Raw genomic sequence first — 19951 nt, 5'->3', positions numbered from 1 at the left:
TATTTTTACTTATCATCTTTTTCATCTTTAGCCATCATAGTTCTAACAGCTTTAGCAACTTTTTCAGGATCCTCTTGAACTTCTTTTAACATTTCACTATCTGAAACTTTTTTATCAGGAAACATACTGCTGCTTGAACTGCTGTAACTTGTACTGCTGCTTGCAGCTGGTTTTCCAAATACTATATCTCCTATATCATCACCTGAACTACTAGTATTTACTTTAGGTTTTCTATCAACATTTATAGAATTTGGAGATATTGTTATATTGTCTGGATTAAAATCTCCGCTAGAACTATCAATATTATTAATAGCATCTAGATTAGTATCAAGAGGATTATCATTTGTATTATTAATAACAGAATTATCATCTATTGCATTATAATCCATATCAATACCAGTATTAACATTACTGCTTTCTATAATATCTCCCAAGTATCTTTTCAATAATATTCCTATAAAAAACAATATTACTAAAGTTATAATACCTGCCAATAAAGCTTTAAATAAAGATATATCTATTCTATTTTTATATAGTATAGATAATATAAGTGTTATAACAAATGATAAAATAGATATTATACCATCCAATTTTCCAAAATTAGATGAAAAATACTGTTTAATTTTTTCTACTATATTGTTCATAAATTCCCTCTGCAAATATTGAGTTGTTCATTTTATCATTTCTTACTTACAAAAGACAATAAAGATTCCATAAATCCACCAAAACCTTTTGTCTCTCTTCCGTCATCATATTCCATATCAATTATTCTTTTAGCTATATTATGTATTGACATAGAAGCCTGACATTTATTATCATATTGATAGAATGGAAGCTGTTGAGAAACTGCATAAGGAATTGTTTTATCTTCCATAACATGTCCCAAATATTTAACATCCATATCTAAATATTTTTTACTAGTTATAATAATCTTATCGCTTACTTCTTTACCTTCAGAAGCCTTAGTAACCCTATTAACCAATATTTTTATATCTGCATTAGCATTTTCAGGAGCAATAGACTTTATTACACCATAAGCATCTAATATAGCTGTAAGTTCAGGAGTTGTAACTACTATACTTTCATCTGAAGAAAGCAAGAAATACAAAACATTATCAGAAATTCCTGCACCTGTATCAACTATTATTATATCAGCATCATTCAAAGAATCCATGCTATTAACTAATTTAGTTAAAGCTCTTCCGGAAAGATTAGCCAAAGAAGAAAATCCGGAAGCTCCTGCTATATATCTTATGCCATAATCTGTTTCAATTATAATCTCATGTATCTTTTTTACACCTTTAATAACATGATACAAATTATATTCAGGCATATTTCCAAGTATAACATTAACATTACCAAGTCCAAGATCTGCATCAACTAAAATTACATTTTGTCCAAGCTGCTGCAATGCTATGGATAAATTAATTGCTATATTAGTTTTACCTACTCCGCCCTTACCGCTGGCTATGCTTATTATACGCTGAGGGCGTCTATCTTTTACACTCATCATTTTTCTTAATTCATCAGCTTGATCTTTCATAATATATTACAATTTTCCTAATTATTTTTTATTTTTTTTATTAAATTTTATTTAATGTCCGAATAAACCTTCCATTATTTTATAACCATATTTTTTTGCAGTAGATATATCCTTAGGAACACCCTGTCCATGAGTTATATAAGTAATAGGAAGTTTTTTCTTTGTAATTGCACAAATTGAAGAAGCTAAATAATCGGTTTCATCAACCTTTGTAAGTATTACTCCTTTATAATTTGTAGGCTTAAATCCATTCAATATTTTCAAAGCATCTTTATATTTTGCAGTAGCACTCATAACAAGCTGAATATCCATATCAAATCTTCCAACTGTTGTGAAATATTTTGACATAGCAACTATATCTTCAGCACCCTTAGGAGAGCGTCCCATAGTATCTATAAATAAAAGAGAAGAATTATCCATCTTTCTAATCTCTGCTCTCAAAGCTTCAGGAGTACTTGCACTTGTAAACGGTACTTTCATTATACTTGCGTATCTCTGAAGCTGATCAACTGCTGCTATTCTGTAATTATCTATAGTTACAAAAGAAACTTTTTTACCAGACTTTAAATACTGTGCTGCTATTTTAGGTATTGTAGTAGTTTTTCCTACACCTGTAGGTCCTACAAATACTATAATTTTCTTTTTTGCTCCTACTTCTATACCATTAGAAAGTATTAACCTTTCAGCAAAATATTTTTCTACCTCTTCTCTGATAACATCTTTAGATTGGAAGAATCTAGCATTACTTGAAGTAAGTAAATATTCTCTTAATTCAAGTAATATTTCTTCTGGAAACTCTCTGTCTCTTAAATAATTGAAGCTTTCTTCCATTCCATCAGCAACATTTACATCAGAATTATCTTCAACATCATCATTTGAAACATCATAATCTATATCTTTGCTTTCATCTTCAAAATAATCTCTAATATTATTTTTTCTCTCTCTTATGCTATTTTCTTCTCTATTATATTTATGAGCTCTATTATCTATATACTCACTATATTCTCTTCTTGATTCTTTTATTTCTTCTATAGCATTTTTTATTTCATCTTCAGAATCAGATGAATAGGAAGTTTTATTTTGATATTTTGAATCTTCATTATTTATATTAGAATTATTGGAGTTATTTTTATTTAAATTTATATTAGGAATATTAGTTTCAAGATACTCTTTTATTATATCTCTTATTTGTTCCTGAACTAATTTTTTTACATTATCATCTACAGAATTATTAATATTGTTTTGGTTATTTATATTATTTTGATTATTAATATTATTCTGATTATTATTTGATGTATTAGGATTATTATATATAGCATTACTATTAAAGTTATTCATAAAGCTATTATTATTGTTATTATTATTAGGAACACTATTATTAAGAATATTGTTATTTGCAAAATTGCTGTAATTATTAATAGGAGAAAAACTATTGTTATTAGAATAATCCGAAAGTATAGGATTTCTCATATTTGCAAATGTTGAACCTTGAAAATTAGAATATTGATTATTACTAAAATTAGGCAATGGAATAAAAGTATCAACACTTTTTTCTCTGATATTATTATCTTCTATTTTTTCTTCAATAACATTGGACTTTGAACTATTATTAGTGCTATTATCATTTAAAAGTTCTTCAGGTATATCATCTTTTTCTGTATTATAAGAATTTTCCTGAACACTAGGACGAGATGTATTATTATTAGAAAAACTGTTATTTCTATTTGCACTCTTTTCCTTTAAAGCCTTAGTTATAGAAACTATTCTATCTGCCATTTCGCTTGCATCTATAGTTTCAGATGAATGTTTTTTCATTTCTATTCTATCGCTTAAAAGTTTACTTCTATGCATTTCATCTTCATCTTCTGAATAAGAATCTTTATCTTCATTCATAGAATTATTTTTTCTATCGTAAATAGAATTATTAAGCATTATTCTAAGTTCATGCTCTGTTTTCATTCCAAGCCCTAAAAATCCGCCCACTTTCACATCTTTACTAGTTAAAATAACAAAATTACCGCCGTATTCAACTCTAGCTTTGGCAAAAGCATCTGTTTTATCCTTCCCTCTAATAGTGCGTATATCTACCATTTTATATCTCCTCTATTCATATTTAAACAATTTATTAATATTGTTCCAATATACCGATAGAAACTTCAAACTCTTTTTTAATCATTCCAAATATGTTTTTTCTTTTGCTCTCTCTTACACTAATTATGAAATAACTCTCGCCATACTTATCTCTAGCCTGTTTTTCAATTTCTTCTCTGTTTTTTCCAAAAATTTTAATAGTTTTCATTTTATAACTCCAAGTAATATATTATTTATATCTTAATCGCCCAATAAGGCATTCATCATTCATTATTTTATACTAGCAATACCCTGTACATTATATCCTTGTGCTATTTCGGTAGTTGCTATAACTTTATACTTACCAACATTTTTTGCTATAAACTGATACAAAGGTCTTCTAATAATAGGAGAAGTTAAAAATACTATATCATCAACCCCTGAATCGCTTACAAGTTTAACAGCATCTTTTATATTTTTAATTAAGTTCTGCATACTTTCAAAACTCATAGCTATCATCTGTGAACCCTGTAAATTGCCTGTATTAGCAAGGTTTTGAGCTATATTATTTTGTAGCTGCTGACTTAAAGTAATAACTCTTATATTTCTATCCTGATCAGCAACCATCTGAGATATTTGAGATGCCAATCTGCTTCTTACTAATTCAGTAGCCTGCTCGCTGCCCATAATTGATATAGCATCAGCAACACCCTCTAATATAGCAACACTGTTTCTGATAGGCACTTCCTCTTGAAGAAGATTCTGCAATACCTTCTGTATATATCCAAGAGGACTTTCATTATGAGGTTTAGCAGCAAGTACTTCAGATACAAGAGCTTTATGATCATCTTTAATAAGATCAAGCATATTCTGTACTTCTTCACGTCCAATAAGAAGATTAGCATTTCTCTTAATAGTTTCACTGAAGTGAGTAGCAATAACTGATGTAGGCTGGAACAACATAAAGCCTTTTTTCTCAGCCATATCTTTTTCATCAACTTTAATCCAATAAGCAGGAAGTCCAAATGCTGGCTCTCTTACTTTCTCACAGTCCGGAGAAGGACCATCAGGAGAATTGGCATTCAAAGCTAAAAGCATATTAGGACGAACGAATCCTTTTGCCATTTCTGTACCATTAATACTTACTGTATATTCATCAGGTTCAATTACACTGTTATCCACAATACGAACAGGAGGAACTACAAGCCCAACCTCTAAAGCAAGCTCCCTACGAATCTGACTTATTCTATTTATTAAATCACCGCCTTCAGATTCTAATGCCAAAGGAATAAGTGAAGCACCAACCGAAAGCTCTATCTTCTCTACTTTCAAGAAAGGAGTAACATCTAAAGGACCTTGATGTACCTGTTCTCCGGCATCTGTTTTTGTACCGTCTTCATTAAGTCCAAGCTCCTGCTGTTCTTTCTTTAAAGCATATCCTGCTAGGAATAAAGCTAAAGCTATTATAAATAATGCTATTTTTGGGAATCCAGGTAAAAGCATTAGGAAGAATGCAAAACCAGCACCAATGAATAAGTTCTTAGGTTTAGCAAATACCTGAACTGCAATCTGAGTAGACAAATTATCCTCACTGCTGCTTCTAGTTACTAATAAACCAGTAGCGAAACTCATAAAGAATGAAGGTATCTGACTTACTAAACCATCACCAACAGTGAAACGAGTATAAGCATTAACTGCCTGAGTGAAAGGCTCTCCTCTCATTGTCATACCAATAACAAGTCCGCCTACTATATTTATAACAGTGATTATTATACCGGCTATAACGTCTCCTTGTACGAACTTTGAAGCACCGTCCATAGTACCGTAAAAATCACTTTCACCTCTAATCTTTTTTCTCTTTTCTTCTGCCTCTTTATCTGTGATAGCTCCTGCCTGAAGTTCGCTTTCAACAGCCATCATCTTTGAAGGCATACTATCTAATGCGAATCTTGCTGCTACTTCTGATACTCTTGTAGCACCTTTAGTGATTACAACAAATTGTACTATTATAAGAATGATAAATATTACAACACCTACAACAATATTTCCGCCCACTACGAAGTCAGCAAATGAAGTTATTACCTTACCTCCAAAATTAGCTCCTTCAGTAAGAATAGCTCTAGTTGTAGATACGTTTAAAGCAAGTCTGAATGCTGTCATAACAAGAAGCACTGAAGGAAATACACTGAAATCATTTGCACTTCTTATACTAAGCACCATAAGTAATATTAATAATGATACTATAATATTTATTATAAGTAAGAAATCCAATATTAATGATGGTAATGGTATGATAAGCATCATAATTACCATAACTGCACCTATAGCAAACATGATATCGCTATGTCTGCTCAAATTTGCAGGAAGTTTTATATTATCTAAAATTGATTTAGTACCATTCATTGTCGCCACTTTTTATTCCTCCTATATAGCCCTTGCCATTTTTTCATTACGTATTCTATATACCTCGCCAAGTATCCTTGACACAACATGAAATAGCTTTTCAGGTATATATTGTCCTAATTCAACATTATAATATAATTCACGGGCTAAAGGTTTATTCTCAACTATTTGAACATCATTTTGTCTAGCTATTTCTTTTATTTTTAATGCTATATGATCTGCTCCCTTAGCTGTTACTATAGGGGCATAATCTCCATTCTCATATTTCAAAGCAACTGCAAAGTGAGTTGGGTTTGTAATAACTACATCCGCTTCAGGTACTGATTTAAGCATTGTTCTGCTTACTATCTTTCTAGCCATCTCCTGCAATTGACTTTTTACCAAAGGATCTCCTTCCATTTCTTTGAACTCTTCTTTCATTTCATGCTTTGTCATTTTCAAACTATTAATGTATTGTCTTTTTTGGAAGAAATAGTCAAAAGCAGAAACTATTATCATAAATATAATTACCTTAGCAAGCATCTCTAAAACTATGAAGAAAAATAAATTCATAGCCTGACTTAAACCCATATTAATCATATTAAATAATTCTGTACGTTTTCCATATATAGTAGTAAAAGTGAGAAGAGATATTACTATCATTTTGAAAAGTATTTTAGCCAAATTCATCAAGTTTTGAGATGATATAAATACTCTTTCTTTGAAGTTAGACCAAGTAGGTGCTATTCTTTTGAAATTAGGCTTTAACTTCTTTGTAGTAAATAAGAACTGAGTCTGAGCTAAATTAACACCTACACCAACTACTAAAGCAACTGCCATAATTATACCTGCAGTTTTTGCTAGAAGAACGAATATCTCTAATAACATATCTGTGTAAGCTGTATTATTTATTGAAGCATCAGCATTAGAAATTTTATTCAATACAGTGATAAAAAACTGTGCTACTGTATGAGTAAAATATGTAGTTAATAAAGCTATTACAGCTATTGAAACAGCTAAAACTAAAGTCTGATTTATTTCAGCAGAGTTAACAACACGTCCCTCTTCCTCTCTAGCTTTTCTTTTCTTTCTTTCTGTAGGAAGTTCTGTTCTTCCTTCATCTTCAGGAGCAGCAAATAATGTCAATACATATCCTTTTCCTGTAAGACGCAAATATTTTCTGTATAGCTTAGCTTTGAATATAATGAACAATTCAAATATAGAAGAAAGTATTTTTTTAATCATACTGTTCCTCCGGATAAGAAAGTTATTATATTATTAACATCTGCTATAGTAGTTTCCAATACTTTCATAAAGTTAGAAACTAGTACTGGTATCAAAATATAATAAGCAGCCACACCAACAGCTATCTGCATAGGAAAACCTAACATTAAAATATTCATCTGAGGTGCCGCCTTAGCTAATAATCCCAAACTTAATGACAATAAAAACAGAGTAAGCATTATAGGCAAAGCTAAAGAAAGAGCCACAGAAAATAAAGAACTCATATAATATATCATTCTGTCTATAACGCCATTAAATGATGAAGTGAATACTGCTTTTGAAGCTTCACTTAATATAGGCATAGCCTTAAAACTATAGAATAAAGTTCTAATAACCCAGCTAGGTCCGTCTATAGCTATAAATAATAATATAACAACTAAAGACTGTAATTGTCCTAATACCGGTACTGTAACCTGAGATATAGGATCAACAGTTTCTGATATACCGAATCCCATTTGTATTTCAAAGAAATTTGCCATAACTTGATAAGCGGCAAATATTATTGACATTAAAAATCCTATCAATATTCCTATTAATGCTTCATTTACCAATGTTAAAAAGTATTCAACAAAAGTAGGAGCTGCCTGAACATTAACATTAGCAACTAATGGAAATATAGCAGCTGTAGCAATAAAAGCCAAAGCCATTTTTATAGTATTAGGAATAACATTAGAAGAAAATAATGGAGCTACCATAAGTATAGCTACAAATCTTACCATAATGAGTAGGTAAATTTGAAAGAAATTCACAAAATTATCCATTATTAATTCCTAATCGATTCTCTAAACTATTTTCTACACCAAATAAAAATTATCTAGCTATAGATGGAAGTATACTGAATAGTCTAACTGTAAACGCACTTGTATAATTCAACATCCAAGAAGCTAGCATATATATAACTGCCAACATAGCTATCATCTTAGGTACAAATGTTAAAGTCTGCTCCTGAATACTTGTAGTAGCTTGAAGTATTGAAATTATCAATCCAACAATAATTGATACACCCAATACAGGAGCTGATAATAGCATAAATACCCATAAAGTTTCCTGCACTAAAACAATAATTGAAGTATCGCTCATAAAATTTCCTTAAATTTATTAACTATATAAAGCAGCAAAATATATTTCTATATTATTGGAAACTCTGTACTATCTGAAGTATCAAAAGTTTCCATCCGTCTACCGCAACAAATAAAATTATTTTAAGCGGTAAAGATATCATAATAGGCGGAAGCATTATCATACCCATTGCCATAAGTATGGAAGCAACTACCAAATCTATAACTATAAATGGAATAAATAAATATATTCCCATCTTAAATGCTATTGTAAGTTCATTAATAATGAACGCGGGTACAACCACTATAGTTGGTATTCTATTTAAATCATCAACTGTCTGAATCTCTCTAAGTCTTATATCTGTATTACTTATACTCAAGAACAAATCCAAACTTTTCATACCATTCTCACCGCGTAAAGAATTAAACATAAACATTCTTATAGGCTGTATACCTCTGCTGTATAATTCATTAACTCCTATAGTACCATTCAAATAAGGCTGAAGAGCCTCATTATTTACCTGCGTTAAAGTAGGCATCATTATAAAAAATGTCAAAAACAAAGAAAGCCCCATTATTAAAGCTCTAGGGGGTGTTTCTTGTAATGACAATGCTCTTTGAACAAAACTTAATACTATTGAAACTCTTATAAAACTTGTTGTCATTATTATTATAGATGGAGATAACGACAATATTGTTAAAAGAAATAATATCTGAAGTCCCAAGCTAACTTGCTGAGGTGTTTGAGCCTGAGTAACATTTAATCCTATTGTAGGTATTGGTATCTGGGTATTATCTTGAGCGTAAGCTGCCGCAGGTATAAGTAAACATAATACCAAAAATACCATTAGAAACTTTCGCATCTTGAGAACTCCAATCTTATAAATTTTTTCCTAATCTTTTTTCTTCTAAAAACGATAATATTTAAGACTTCAATAAAGTTAACATATTATTATAAAATAGTCAAGTATTATGTTAACTAATTTACAATCCATTATAATAAATTTTATCAATCGCATATTATTTACAGTATCAATACAGTGTACAAATTTTTTTATACAGTATCAAACTAAATAAATAACCCCATCATATAGCAATTATAATAAACATTATCAATACAAAAAAAGTCTTTTATCTCACCTTCTATAAAAAAACCAAGAGATTTATAAAGTTTCAAAGCTCTTTCATTATCAATTCTTACTGTTAATTCTATTTTTTTTATAGAATTTTTTTTAGCATAGTCTACAGCATAATTAATAAGTTTCTTAGCTATTCCCTCGCCCCAATGCTTTTTTAACACGCTTATACCTAAATTCACTCTATGCTTTACTTTTTTTCTATCAATACCCTTTAAGTTACATATACCGACAATTTCACCGTCAATTTCATATAAAAACATCTTGGTTATTATGCTTTTTTGTATATTTTGTAAAAATTCCTCCTCTTTTTTTACGTCTAATTCTATTTCTGTAGAATCAGACATCATAAAATTCGTTTCTTCAGACACTTTTACAATATATTTTACAACATTTTCAGCATCTTCTATATGTGCTTCTCTTATATTACACATAAACACCTGCAATATTAATTATCGGATTTTATTATGTAAACTGTAATATGATAACTTATTTTTTCTTATTTTTCAATTAATTTTTTATAATTTTATATTATTTTTAATATATCAGGAAAATACATAAATATATTTTTTTTAATAATTAATACAACTTATTTTACTATAGTTATTATACTTGGTTATAATAATTATATATGTATTTTTATTATAAGTTGTTTTACTAATGGAGAAAAAATAAGTTATTATTTAATAAAGCAATTATTCATTATTATCAGACTCCTAACACTATTATTGATGGGCTTGTGATTTTCCTAATCATAAGCCCATTGTTTTATTTTATGATAACTTTTTTTTATAATACAAATTATAAGGATACTAAAATGAAAAAAACACTATTATTATTACTATCATCTCTTTTCTTATTACTATCATGCTCTCAAAAAAATAGTAAAAATACAAATATATTTGAAGCATTAAACGGTAATGAATACTATCTTACAAGCAATCCTAAAATAACGATAGGATTTGAAAACTGCAATGTTTATGGAAATGCTAGCATAAACAGATATTTTACATCATTTACTATAAGCAATAATCAAATAATTTTAGGTACAAATATAGGAGCTACTTTAATGGCTGGAAATGAAGAAGATATGAAAAATGAATCTGAATTTTTAAGTGATTTAGGAAAAGCTAATTCTGTTTCATTGGAAAATGATAAATTAACAATAAAAACTACTGAAAATAAAGAATTAACTTTTACAAAAAGAAGTCTAAATTATAATGATTTATACGGCAGAGAATTTATACTTGAAAATAAATACCCAGAAATTGGAATAACAATAGGATTTGACACTAATAAAGTTTATGGTTTTTCTGGTGTTAATAGATACTTTGCAGGATATACCTTAACTAACAATAATGTAATATCAATAGGTGCATTAGGCTCTACTATGATGGCAGGTCCTGAAGAAAATATGAAAGCTGAACAAGAATTCTCAAAATTAATTTCAGAAGCATCTAATATTACATTATCAATAACAAATTTAGAAATAACTACAAAATCAGGTGAAAAATTAATATTCAAAGATGATTCTATATCAGGCAATAAATTATTAGGAAGAACATTTTTATTGAGAAATTTCTATAAATACCCTAATGTTGAAATAACTATGTCTTTTTATGGTAAAGAGAATCAAGTAAATGGTTTTTCTGGTGTTAATACTTACAAAACTTCATACACTAATATAAACGGTAGCGAAGTTAAATTTAATGGTTTAGCTACAACTAGAATGGCAGGCCCTGAAGAAAATATGAATGCTGAAGCAGATTTCTCAAAATATATGGAGAATGCTAAATATATGTACTTAAAAGGAAAAGAACTTATTATAATAGCTAATGACGCTACAATATTAAGATTCGTAGAAGATTATTTTGACGTTAATGAGTATTCAGGAAAAGAATTCAAATTATCAAATATGCTTGAAGGCACAGAAATCACTTTATCTATAACTAATAATTCATTTGTTGGAAAATCTGGAGTTAATAACTACAATATACCATTTGAAATAAAAGATGGTAAAATAACAATGAGTAAAACAGGAATATCAACTTTAATGGCAGGTCCTGAAGCTGATATGCAAGCTGAAGATGAATATTTAAAACTTCTTAATAAAGCTAATTATATATCTTATAACAATAATACTTTATGCTTAAAAACATCTGATGATGATATATTACTTTTTAACATGGTAAATTAAATATATTTTTACTGTTTCTTATTTATTATGTTATATATAGTATAGCTACAAACGTCATTTGTTGCGCTCTTAAGATATATATACAAACCCATTACTTTCACTCTATGAACTCAAATTTCATAGAGTGTTTTTTTATAAAAATATGATAAAAAAATATGTTGATTAATTAAATAATTATTTGTATAATATCATAAATATATATTAGGATAAGTAAATTGAAAAAAATATTAAAAAAAATATCTGATAAATATAATAGTATAAATATAGAACAATTTAAAAAATTTTATATAGTATCAATGACATTAATATTTTTAATAATAACTGTCATATTTTCTATTTTGGTTGCTGACATAGTTCTGCAGCCTGATGTTCAAGCCGTAGAATTGTACAAGCCTACAATACCTACAAAAATTTATGATATAAAAGGTGAAGTAATATCAGAATTTTTCACAGAGCAAAGAGCATTAGTAGAATATAAAGATTTACCTCCTCAATTAATAGAAGCAATAATATCTATGGAAGATAATAATTTTATGTCGCATTTCGGAATAGATATTATAGGAATATTCAGAGGTACAATAGGAAACATATTAACTGGAAGAAGAGCAAGAGGTGCAAGTACATTAACTCAGCAGGTTGCTAGAAACATTGTATTAAAATCTACAGAAAGAACAATAACAAGAAAATTAAAAGAAATATGGGTTACTTTCCAAATAGAAAAAAGACTTACTAAAGAAGAAATAGTTACTTTATATTTCAATCAAATATATTTCGGACACTCTGTATACGGAGTTCAGGCAGCAAGCAGATTTTATTTTAACAAAGATGTACAAAATTTAGATTTAGCAGAATGTGCAATGCTAGCCACACTTCCACCTGCTCCGAATGCATACTCCCCTATCAATAACCCTAATATATCAATAGCTAGACATAAAGTTGTTCTTAATAGAATGGCTGATTTAAAATTCATAACTAGAGATGAAGCTAAGCAGGCACATAAAGAATTCTGGGAATCATATACAGGAAAAATCGGAAGAAGAGGTTCAACAGCTTATAGTGCATCAATAGACAGAGCTCCTTATGTTACTGAATATGTTAGAAGACAATTAGTAGATAGATATGGAGAAAAAGCATTAAAAGAAGACGGACTTAAAATATACACAACTATAGATATAGAAAAACAGGAAGCTGCTCAGAAATTATTAACAGAGGCACTTACAGAATATAATAATAAATATGAAGGCGGTTCTATGGATATAGTTAATCTATATAATAGAGAAACTATAGATAAAATGAAAATGATTTCTATATTATTTAATCTTCCTGAAAATACAGCTTATAATAAATTTAATATTGCAGTAAGAGATACTTTAAATAAATATACTACTTTACCTTTGGCATTGATGTCTGATATATTTGGAATGGAAGAAGTTAATGACATTACTATGGAAGTAATGAAAGCTGATGAAGCAGAACTTTCAAGACAAATTGAAGGAGCTTTAGTTTCAATAGACCCTAGAAACGGATATATTGTTTCAATGGTTGGAGGTTCAGGATTTACAGCAAGAAACCAATTCAACAGAGCTACTCAGGCAAGAAGACAGGCCGGAAGTGCTTTCAAGCCTTTCGTATATGCTGCCTCAATGGATGTTACTAATTATAGCCCTTCAACTATTGTTAGTGATGCTCCTATAGGTTTTGTGCCTGAAGAAGGAGAAGACGGAGAAGTTTGGATACCTAAAAACTATTCAGGAAATTTCAAAGGTGATGTAAGTTTAAGATATGCATTGTCTGCATCATTAAATATAGCTACTGTTAATGTACTCAATTATGTAGGAATAACAAACACTATAAGATATGTAGAGCCTATATTTAAAGCTGAACCTGATTCTGATAAATCTAAAAGAATGTTTAATCCTGATTTAACATTAAGTTTAGGTACAGGATTATTCACACCATTAGAACTTACAACAGGATTTGCTGAATTTGCTAACGAAGGAAAAGAAGTTAATCCTATACTTATAAGATATGTTACTGACAGATACGGAATAGTTATGGATAATTTCGAAGATGACTTAAAGAAAAAAATAACATTGAGAGGCGGTCCTAAACAAGTTGTAAGCAAAGAAGTTGCATACATTATAAGTGATATATTAATGGGAGTATTAAGAGGCGGTACTGCTACAAGTGCTATGTATGAAGCTAAATTCACAAGAAGAGGTGCCGGAAAAACAGGTACTTCTAATGACTGGAAAGATGCTTGGTTTGTAGGATATACTCCTGAACTTGCTACAGGTATATGGATTGGATTCGACTCATTTAAATACTCTTTAGGAAATAATCAGGTTGGCGGTAGAGTTGCTGCTCCTATATGGGGTAAGTATATGGTAGAAGCATTGAAAGAAGTTAAGCCTACTTGGTATACAAGGCCTGAAAATGTTATAAGTATGCAGGTTTGTGCTATAAGCGGAAAATTACCGGGTCCTTCATGCTATTCTTTCCAAACAGATTTATTTGTAAGTGATAAAGTACCTACTGAAACTTGTAATGTATGTTCTCATTATTTGGAAGATTCTAATGAACTTGATAGTATAATAGATTCATTCCTTAATTATTAAAGGAATATGAATGGATAAAAAAATAATAGATAATATAGATTCTAAGGCTTTAAGGTATAAAAATATATTGGCAATCCCTTCTATACATTCAAGGGTTTATTTTTCTTTAGCTGTAAGAGAGGCTTTTGAAAAATTTAAACCGGATATTGTAGCGGTAGAACATCCTGCCAATTTTGCTGATTCTTTGAGAGAAGCCGTGAGCAGACTTCCATTTGTAAGTTTGATAATAAGAGAAATAGAAAATGAAGCTGTTTATATACCTATAGATCCATGTGATTCCATAATAGAGGCTGTTCGTTTAGCTATTGATGAAGAAATACCATTCTTCCCAATAGATAAAGATATCACTTCAATAAATACAAATTCACATTATCTTATGCCTGATGATTATGTTATGAAAAATATAGGCATTGAGAAATTCTATACCGAAGTAAAATCAAATTATATATTTCATAAAGATGAAACAGATGAAGAGAGAGAAATATTCATGGCTAAAAATCTTTATGAACTATCTAAAAAATATAATAAAATTCTTCTAGTTATAGGAATGTCTCATTGGGAAAATATTGTATCTATATTACAAAAACTAGACGATGAAAAATTAGATAATAAAGCAAAAGAAGAAATAATAAATAAAAAATTTTCAGAAGATGATGAAGAATATATATATTCAGAACCTAAAATATATAATGTACATAAAGAATCATTAAATAAAATGCTTGGAGAGTTTCCGTTCACAACTTATATGTATGAATTATATAGAAACGGAGAATTAGAAAATTTTGATAAAATTAATATAATAGAAACAATATTCAAAGAAGCAAAGATGAGATATAAACTTCCTATATCATTACTTCAGCAAAAAAACATGATGAAGTATTTAAGAAACTTATGTCTTCTTGATAATTATATCATACCAGACTATATAGATATGCTTACAGCAGCAAAATGTATGATTAACAATGATTATGCCTTGGAAGTAATGGAAGGTATGGAATATTATCCGCATTATACTGAAGAAGATGAAAACTATCCTACTATTAAATTAAATAGAGATCCAAGCACAAATGGCATGGAAGGAATGCTTAAAGATAAAAAGATAAAACTCCATAAGTATGATAATATATGGAAAACATCTTTCAAGAAAGTAAATGTTACAACTCGTCCTAGTGAAAAATATGAAGGCGAATGGGAAGATGTTTGGAATAGAAGAACAAATCTTTTATCACATGTACCTGAAGATATACTTATGGAAAAGCATATGAATATACTTAGAGATAAAATAAGAAATATGCTTACAGAGGATAAAGCTAGAATAGAACCTTTTACTGTAAGCATTAAAGACGGTATTGATATGCGTGAAACTATAAGGAACTATTATAAAAATGAAATATATGTCAAAGAAATTCCAAAAATAAAAGGAAATATAGGACATATGGTTGTAATATTCGATGATGAACATGATGAAGATTATGATTGGAATATAGTTTGGTATAGTGAAGCACATGATGACAGTGATTTAATATTATACTCTACTGAACCAGGAAACACTTTAGTAGGACCTGGAATATCTAAATGTTATTTTGGAGGTTATGCTTCTTTGATGCCTCCTCAGGCTCCTCATGATGTTTGGAGAATATATCCTCAATTAAAAAAAGAGGGAATAGTTAGAAATTATGCTGACTTACTTCTATATACTGCCATAATATATTCTGTTGATAAATATTTAGGATATGTTGCCCCTACTCCTCCTTCAAGCATATTAAAAGAATTTGCCAAAAAGAATTCTGTTGAAATAGTTTATGTTCCTCTTACAACATTTTCAAGTGAAACTCTAAGAAAGTTAAGACATTTCCATGTGCTTGGAAACAAAAGACTTAGAAAAATTGCTGATGATTATATAATATAATGTGTTTACTCTTCTTTATCTTTTTGATTTAAGCTAACTTGATGTCCATTAAAAGGACTAAATCTTAATCCTACCTGTAAACCAAGACCAAATGAATCTGTAGATATATATTTTTTTTCATCAATTTTTTGCCTTACACCAAATTCATAATCAAAATATAAACCAAAATTGGCGCCTATATTATAATTATTAAATACAGAATAATCCAATGTTAATTTAATATAAGGTATTACATTCATCTTATCATATTTATTAACTATATCTACCATATTTACTGTACTTCCAACTATAGTATAATTAGTACCATGTGTGACTGTTTTTAATTCTTCAACACCAGCTATAGGTATTTTTAATCCTGCTCCAACACCTATAGAAAAATCTTGAATATTTACTTTTGGTAAAAAACCTATTTGAAAACTATGAAAGCCAGAATTATTAACAATTTTTTTTGTACTATCAGAAGATATTGAATATGAATAAGTATCATAACTATATCCTGTTTCTGCTAATATACTAAGCCCTATATTATTTTTAAAATCTATTACATATCCAAACTGAGCTGTGATTCCTATATCAAATCCTACGCCTACTTCACGTTCCTTGTCTCCCATAGGTATTCCCACAGATAAACCGGAAGGTATATTTATAATTGCTTCAAATCCGCTTGCTGCCAAAAGTGATAAATTAATCGATATAAAAATACTTATAATTAATAACAATTTCTTCATATTGGCAACTAAACTCCTTGTAAGTATTTCATTATGATATTATTATCAATTTAAATATACATTTTTTTTGAAATTTATCAAATATGATTATATATATTATCGTAAATAATTACTTATTTTATATTATACCATATTATTATTTACCTATACAGAAATTAGCAAATATTTCATTAATTACTTCTTCAGCATCAACTTTACCGCTTACATTTCCAAGTATATTATTCAATATATTCATCTCTTCAGCAACTTCATCCAATGAATAAGACTCCAATGATTTTTTTATACATATATCAATCTGTTTAAGTCCATTTTCTAAATAGCATCTTTCTCTATTATTGACATAAGTTTCTTTATTAAATATATCTATATCAGAATCAGAAATATAATCCTTCAAAGCCGATATTAACTTATCTTTTCCATCTTTTGTTTTTGTACTTATATTAATGATATTAGCATTATCTATTTCTTTATTAAATTTTTTATCTTCATCGCTTTTATTGAGTATATATATAATATTTTTATTTTCTAATGTATTTAAGAACTCTATTAAATTAATATCATCTTCATTTTCTATATCGCTTCCGTCAAAAACTGCAAGTATAATATCAGATTCATAAGCACATTTTTTTGCCCTCTCAATGCCTTCAAGTTCAATATCATTATCAGCCTTTTTATGAAATCCAGCAGTATCCATCAAATAAAAAGGGATATTCTCAATATAGATATTTTCACTTAAAAAATCTCTTGTAGTCCCTGCAATATTTGAAACAATAGCCCTTTCTCTATCCAATATCATATTAAATATACTGCTTTTACCAGCATTAACTCTGCCTAATATAGCAACCTTTATTCCATTAATAAGATTTTCAACTCTTTTAGAATTTGATAAAATATTTTCTATATCTTTTTTTATAATCTCAAAATTTTCTATAAGCTTATCATAAGAAAAACTTTCTGTTTCATCTTCAGGAAAATCTAATTCTCCATAAACAAGCATAAGAGAATTTTTGATATTTTCTCTAAGTTTATCTATCTCTCTTGTAAGCCTGCCTCTCATTTTATATATACTTGCTTCAGCCATAAGTTTATTATTAGAATCTATCAAATCATGTATAGCCTCAGCCTCACTTATTCCTATTCTTCCATTAATATAAGCTCTATATGTAAACTCTCCTCTATTAGCTGCCCTAGCTCCATTTTTTATTAAAAGATTCATAAGAGCATCTATTACAACAATACTTCCATGTGATATAAATTCTATTGTGTCTTCAGATGTGAAAGTATTTGGAGATAAAGAAGATAATACTATAACCTCATCAACAGGTATATTATTTTCATCTTTTATTAAAGCATAATAACTTTTTCTATGTTCAAAATTATTTATATTCTTATTTTCATTATTAGCGTAGAAACATATTTTTGATGCTATCTCTAATGCCTTACTTCCTGACATTCTTATTATAGCCAATGCACTCTTTGAATATGGAGTTGATAATGCCGCTATAGTATCTTTTATATCATATTCATTCATATTTTACTCTTAACTATTTTCAGGCAGATGATCCATTTTCTTTTGAAGTTTTTTCTGCTCTTTTAACTCTTTTCTTAATCTTTTCTTTTCTTCTTTTCTTAACTTCTTATTTTCTTTTTCTTCTAATTTTAATGCGGTATATAAATTACCGTTTTTTACTATATAATCAACACAGAAATCATAATCTTTCTGCATTATTTGAAGTTCAGGAATTTGTCTTGCAAATTTCACATAATCAGATTCTTCAAACATTTTTATTATATATTCGCTTTCATTAAATACATTTTCCTTAAATAATTGATTAATCTCACTAGTAGTCATGTCTTCTATATTGAATCTGAATCTTTTTGTAAGATACCTTTTAAATATAAAGGTTAATTCAAAATAATATTCTGCATATTTATTTTCATTATAGTAGGTATTGCAGTCAATTACTTTTAATGCATTCAATGCTTCTGTATCTTCTTTTATATTTACTTTTTCATTGAATTTTCTTTCTATATATTTTACTACAGCAAAAATTAATATTATTATTCCAATAATAGCAAAAACTATAAGTACAGCAAATCCCCATACATATTTAGGCATAGGTATACCAATAGTACCTTTCATAGGAGGTAAAGTCTCTCCGTCAGAGAAAGGATATACCAATATAGTTATATCTTCGCCGTTAAGTTCTTTATATTCATTATTATAATTATATGAAATCTTAAATGGATATACTACAAATTGTCCTACATCATAAAAACCTAATTTATATTTTATGATTCTCTCTTTATATTCTCCTGAATCTCTAGTTTTATTTTCAACAGATATAATTCTGCATTTATTATCTCTGTCATCAAATGATAAATCCTCAAAATTATATTCTATATTATTTTTAGAAAGTATACGAACTTCATAATCTATAGTATTTCCAATAACAACATTAACAGATGAAATAGTACTTACAGCATTTACTATAACATTCTTATCTACTTTTTTAGAACAAGATATTAATAAAGTAAATATCATTATGAATAATATAAATGATTTTTTCATGAAATTAAACTAATCCTATATAATCTATTATTTTCTTCATACATTTCTATCTCAAATAAATAATATGGAGCCTCAAAGTAATCTTTAAACTTATTACCCCATTCTATCATAGTAATGCCATTCTCTCTTATTTTATCTTTAAAACCTATATCATCAAGCTCATCTTCTTTTTCAAGTCTATATAAATCAACATGCCTCAAAATACTTTCTTCGCCATTCAAAATTATATCATACTCGTTTATCAAAGTAAATGAAGGACTGCTGACAATATCTTCACTTTCCATTAATCTTGATAATATTCTTACAAATGTAGTTTTACCGAATCCAAGATTTCCTTCCATTATAACTATATCACCGTCTTTTAATACACTCTTAAAAAATTCAGCAATTTTTTCTATATCATCAAGACTTATATTTTTTTCTTCTTTAATAATCTCTTTTTTCATATTCAATA

General features: G+C 28.5%; 17 protein-coding genes. 3 read left to right on the top strand and 14 right to left on the bottom strand.

Going from position 1 to position 19951, the window contains the following annotated elements:
- Positions 1 to 5 precede the first annotated feature (5 nt).
- The 10 genes from BHYOB78_RS05945 to BHYOB78_RS05905 form a co-directional block, all read right to left on the bottom strand.
- Positions 6 to 644 carry a hypothetical protein gene (locus BHYOB78_RS05945; protein ID WP_012669903.1) on the bottom strand — a complete coding sequence of 213 codons (639 nt, stop codon included), beginning with the start codon at positions 642 to 644 and terminating at the stop codon, positions 6 to 8.
- A gap of 35 nt (positions 645 to 679) precedes the next feature.
- The gene (locus tag BHYOB78_RS05940; RefSeq protein ID WP_012669902.1) at positions 680 to 1543 is read right to left on the bottom strand and encodes a MinD/ParA family protein; all 864 of its coding nucleotides are present in this window, start codon (positions 1541 to 1543) and stop codon (positions 680 to 682) included.
- 51 nt (positions 1544 to 1594) lie between these two features.
- Positions 1595 to 3634, bottom strand: a complete 2040-nt coding sequence (locus BHYOB78_RS05935) for a flagellar biosynthesis protein FlhF (protein ID WP_012669901.1) — start codon at positions 3632 to 3634, stop codon at positions 1595 to 1597.
- 34 nt (positions 3635 to 3668) lie between these two features.
- Positions 3669 to 3842 (bottom strand): hypothetical protein, encoded by a 174-nt coding sequence (locus tag BHYOB78_RS13580; protein WP_008725115.1) that lies wholly within the window; start codon positions 3840 to 3842, stop codon positions 3669 to 3671.
- 62 nt (positions 3843 to 3904) lie between these two features.
- Positions 3905 to 6016, bottom strand: coding sequence for a flagellar biosynthesis protein FlhA (locus BHYOB78_RS05930; protein ID WP_020063497.1), 2112 nt, complete (start codon positions 6014 to 6016; stop codon positions 3905 to 3907).
- A 21-nt stretch (positions 6017 to 6037) separates the two neighbouring features.
- Complete coding sequence (gene flhB / locus BHYOB78_RS05925) at positions 6038 to 7240, bottom strand: flagellar biosynthesis protein FlhB (protein WP_012669899.1); 1203 nt, start codon at positions 7238 to 7240, stop codon at positions 6038 to 6040.
- Positions 7237 to 8040, bottom strand: coding sequence for a flagellar biosynthetic protein FliR (gene fliR, locus BHYOB78_RS05920; protein WP_020063496.1), 804 nt, complete (start codon positions 8038 to 8040; stop codon positions 7237 to 7239). The genes flhB and fliR overlap by 4 nt, the downstream gene beginning before the upstream one ends.
- Positions 8041 to 8089: 49 nt before the next feature.
- Positions 8090 to 8359, bottom strand: a complete 270-nt coding sequence (gene fliQ / locus BHYOB78_RS05915; RefSeq protein WP_012669897.1) for a flagellar biosynthesis protein FliQ — start codon at positions 8357 to 8359, stop codon at positions 8090 to 8092.
- Between the two features lie 52 nt (positions 8360 to 8411).
- Complete coding sequence (gene fliP / locus BHYOB78_RS05910; RefSeq protein WP_028331242.1) at positions 8412 to 9200, bottom strand: flagellar type III secretion system pore protein FliP; 789 nt, start codon at positions 9198 to 9200, stop codon at positions 8412 to 8414.
- A gap of 206 nt (positions 9201 to 9406) precedes the next feature.
- Complete coding sequence (locus BHYOB78_RS05905) at positions 9407 to 9907, bottom strand: GNAT family N-acetyltransferase (protein WP_020063494.1); 501 nt, start codon at positions 9905 to 9907, stop codon at positions 9407 to 9409.
- A 383-nt stretch (positions 9908 to 10290) separates the two neighbouring features.
- On the opposite strand from BHYOB78_RS05905, the gene BHYOB78_RS05900 reads away from it, so the two are divergent.
- The 3 genes from BHYOB78_RS05900 (at position 10291) to BHYOB78_RS05890 (ending at position 16197) form a co-directional block, all read left to right on the top strand.
- Positions 10291 to 11670 carry an META domain-containing protein gene (locus BHYOB78_RS05900; protein WP_028331241.1) on the top strand — a complete coding sequence of 460 codons (1380 nt, stop codon included), beginning with the start codon at positions 10291 to 10293 and terminating at the stop codon, positions 11668 to 11670.
- A gap of 215 nt (positions 11671 to 11885) precedes the next feature.
- Positions 11886 to 14288, top strand: a complete 2403-nt coding sequence (locus tag BHYOB78_RS05895) for a penicillin-binding protein 1A (protein WP_012669893.1) — start codon at positions 11886 to 11888, stop codon at positions 14286 to 14288.
- A 10-nt stretch (positions 14289 to 14298) separates the two neighbouring features.
- A complete protein-coding gene (locus BHYOB78_RS05890; protein ID WP_020063493.1) occupies positions 14299 to 16197 on the top strand; it encodes a conjugal transfer protein TraB in 1899 nt (632 codons plus the stop codon).
- Positions 16198 to 16202: 5 nt separating this feature from the next.
- Here the strand turns inward: BHYOB78_RS05890 and BHYOB78_RS05885 are convergent, their stop codons facing one another.
- The 4 genes from BHYOB78_RS05885 to tsaE all read right to left on the bottom strand — a co-directional run bounded on the left by BHYOB78_RS05885 (position 16203) and on the right by tsaE (position 19943).
- Entirely contained in the window at positions 16203 to 16925 is a 723-nt protein-coding gene (locus BHYOB78_RS05885; RefSeq protein ID WP_020063492.1) for a hypothetical protein, read from the bottom strand.
- 136 nt (positions 16926 to 17061) lie between these two features.
- Positions 17062 to 18456, bottom strand: coding sequence for a tRNA uridine-5-carboxymethylaminomethyl(34) synthesis GTPase MnmE (gene mnmE, locus BHYOB78_RS05880; protein ID WP_020063491.1), 1395 nt, complete (start codon positions 18454 to 18456; stop codon positions 17062 to 17064).
- A gap of 9 nt (positions 18457 to 18465) precedes the next feature.
- On the bottom strand, positions 18466 to 19497 hold the full coding sequence (locus tag BHYOB78_RS05875) for a hypothetical protein (protein WP_020063490.1): 1032 nt from the start codon (positions 19495 to 19497) through the stop codon (positions 18466 to 18468).
- Positions 19494 to 19943 (bottom strand): tRNA (adenosine(37)-N6)-threonylcarbamoyltransferase complex ATPase subunit type 1 TsaE, encoded by a 450-nt coding sequence (gene tsaE, locus BHYOB78_RS05870; RefSeq protein ID WP_020063489.1) that lies wholly within the window; start codon positions 19941 to 19943, stop codon positions 19494 to 19496. The genes BHYOB78_RS05875 and tsaE overlap by 4 nt, the downstream gene beginning before the upstream one ends.
- Positions 19944 to 19951 lie beyond the last annotated feature (8 nt).

Origin of the sequence: Brachyspira hyodysenteriae ATCC 27164 (genome assembly GCF_001676785.2) — a bacterium.
GTDB lineage: Bacteria > Spirochaetota > Brachyspiria > Brachyspirales > Brachyspiraceae > Brachyspira > Brachyspira hyodysenteriae.
Note: the sequence above shows the minus strand (reverse complement) of the source record. Positions and strands in the feature narration are given on the sequence as shown.

Excerpts from the sequence above, each read along its gene's own strand:
- BHYOB78_RS05945 (WP_012669903.1), bottom strand. The coding sequence starts at position 644 with ATGAACAATATAGTAGAAAAAATTAAACAGTATTTTTCATCTAATTTT.
- mnmE (WP_020063491.1), bottom strand. The coding sequence starts at position 18,456 with ATGAATGAATATGATATAAAAGATACTATAGCGGCATTATCAACTCCA.
- flhB (WP_012669899.1), bottom strand. The coding sequence starts at position 7,240 with ATGATTAAAAAAATACTTTCTTCTATATTTGAATTGTTCATTATATTC.
- BHYOB78_RS13580 (WP_008725115.1), bottom strand. The coding sequence starts at position 3,842 with ATGAAAACTATTAAAATTTTTGGAAAAAACAGAGAAGAAATTGAAAAA.
- fliQ (WP_012669897.1), bottom strand. The coding sequence starts at position 8,359 with ATGAGCGATACTTCAATTATTGTTTTAGTGCAGGAAACTTTATGGGTA.
- BHYOB78_RS05930 (WP_020063497.1), bottom strand. The coding sequence starts at position 6,016 with ATGAATGGTACTAAATCAATTTTAGATAATATAAAACTTCCTGCAAAT.
- BHYOB78_RS05905 (WP_020063494.1), bottom strand. The coding sequence starts at position 9,907 with ATGTGTAATATAAGAGAAGCACATATAGAAGATGCTGAAAATGTTGTA.
- BHYOB78_RS05885 (WP_020063492.1), bottom strand. The coding sequence starts at position 16,925 with ATGAAGAAATTGTTATTAATTATAAGTATTTTTATATCGATTAATTTA.
- tsaE (WP_020063489.1), bottom strand. The coding sequence starts at position 19,943 with ATGAAAAAAGAGATTATTAAAGAAGAAAAAAATATAAGTCTTGATGAT.
- BHYOB78_RS05900 (WP_028331241.1), top strand. The coding sequence starts at position 10,291 with ATGAAAAAAACACTATTATTATTACTATCATCTCTTTTCTTATTACTA.
- fliR (WP_020063496.1), bottom strand. The coding sequence starts at position 8,040 with ATGGATAATTTTGTGAATTTCTTTCAAATTTACCTACTCATTATGGTA.
- BHYOB78_RS05890 (WP_020063493.1), top strand. The coding sequence starts at position 14,299 with ATGGATAAAAAAATAATAGATAATATAGATTCTAAGGCTTTAAGGTAT.
- BHYOB78_RS05875 (WP_020063490.1), bottom strand. The coding sequence starts at position 19,497 with ATGAAAAAATCATTTATATTATTCATAATGATATTTACTTTATTAATA.
- BHYOB78_RS05940 (WP_012669902.1), bottom strand. The coding sequence starts at position 1,543 with ATGAAAGATCAAGCTGATGAATTAAGAAAAATGATGAGTGTAAAAGAT.
- fliP (WP_028331242.1), bottom strand. The coding sequence starts at position 9,200 with ATGCGAAAGTTTCTAATGGTATTTTTGGTATTATGTTTACTTATACCT.
- BHYOB78_RS05935 (WP_012669901.1), bottom strand. The coding sequence starts at position 3,634 with ATGGTAGATATACGCACTATTAGAGGGAAGGATAAAACAGATGCTTTT.